This window comes from Streptomyces sp. E2N166 (assembly GCF_003671715.1).
GTDB lineage: Bacteria > Actinomycetota > Actinomycetes > Streptomycetales > Streptomycetaceae > Streptomyces > Streptomyces thinghirensis.
In genome coordinates this window covers 70,460-71,594 of the sequence record NZ_RAIF01000006.1, presented here as the reverse complement: position 1 = coordinate 71,594, position 1,135 = coordinate 70,460, and the positions used below count along the sequence as shown (strand labels likewise).

Annotated in this window: 1 protein-coding gene; it reads left to right on the top strand. The window is 75.6% G+C overall.

Features of this window, described 5'->3' with window-relative positions; all coding sequences use genetic code 11:
• Positions 1 to 1,135, top strand: a 1,135-nt coding sequence (locus EBH09_RS38340) for an acyltransferase domain-containing protein (protein ID WP_238697109.1), incomplete at both ends; no start/stop codon positions are given.

The window sequence follows — 1,135 nt, the reverse complement described above, 5'->3', positions numbered from 1 at the left end:
GGACTTCTACGACGTGGCCCACACCAGCACCGTACGGCGCACCGCGCACCCGCACCGTGCCGCCGTACTGGCCGCCGACCCGCAGGAGGCCGCCCGGCAGTTGGACCGGCTGACGGCCGGGGAACCCGCGAGCGGGGCCGTGATCCGCGCCGGCGAGCGGGACGGGACAGCGTTCGTGTTCTCCGGCAACGCCTCCCAGTGGCCGGGCATGGCCGCCGACCTGCTGCGGGGCGAGCCGGTCTTCCGTGGGGCCGTCCAGGAGGCCGACGCCGCCCTGGCACCCCACCTGGGCTGGTCGGTGGCCAAGGAACTGGCCCACCCGTCCCCCCGGAAATGGCAGCGCACCGAGGTGGCCCAGCCCGCCCTCTTCGCCGTGCAGGTGGGCCTCACCGCGCTGCTGGCCTCGCACGGGGTACGCCCGCGGGCGGTGACCGGACACAGCGTCGGCGAGGTCGCCGCCGCCCTCGCCGCCGGGATCCTCACCCTGGAACAGGCCGCGCTGGTCATCGCCGAACGCAGCCGCACGCAGGGCGCCACGGCGGGCCGGGGCCGGATGGCCGCCGTCGGCCTGCCCGAGGCACAGGCACGCGAGGAACTGCTCCGCCACGACGGCGCACTGGAGATCGCGGGGATCAACAGCGACCGGGACGTGACCGTCGCCGGGGACCCCGACGCGCTCGCGGCCTGGGGAGCCGAACTGACCGGCCGCGGCGTCTTCTTCCGTGAACTGGACCTCGACTACGCCTTCCACAGCCGGGTCATGGACCCCATCAGGAAGCCGCTCCTCGACGCCCTCGACGGACTCGAACCCGTCCCCGCCCGCGTCCCGTTCGTCTCCACCGTCACCGGCACCCCGCTGGACGGGCCCGAACTCGACGCCGCGTACTGGTGGCGCAATGTCCGTGAGCCCGTACGGTTCGCCGAGGCCGCCGCCCACCTCGCCACCGAGCACGCCGGCGTCCTGGTCGAGATCGGACCGCACCCGGTGCTGCGCCCCTATCTGCGCCACACCGGCGCCCGCTGCGTCCCCACCCTGCACCGCGACGGGGACGGCCTGCGCGAGACCGCGGCGGCCGTCGCCGCCGCACTCGCCGCCGACACCGCGACCGACTGGCGGCACCACTTCCCCCGCCCC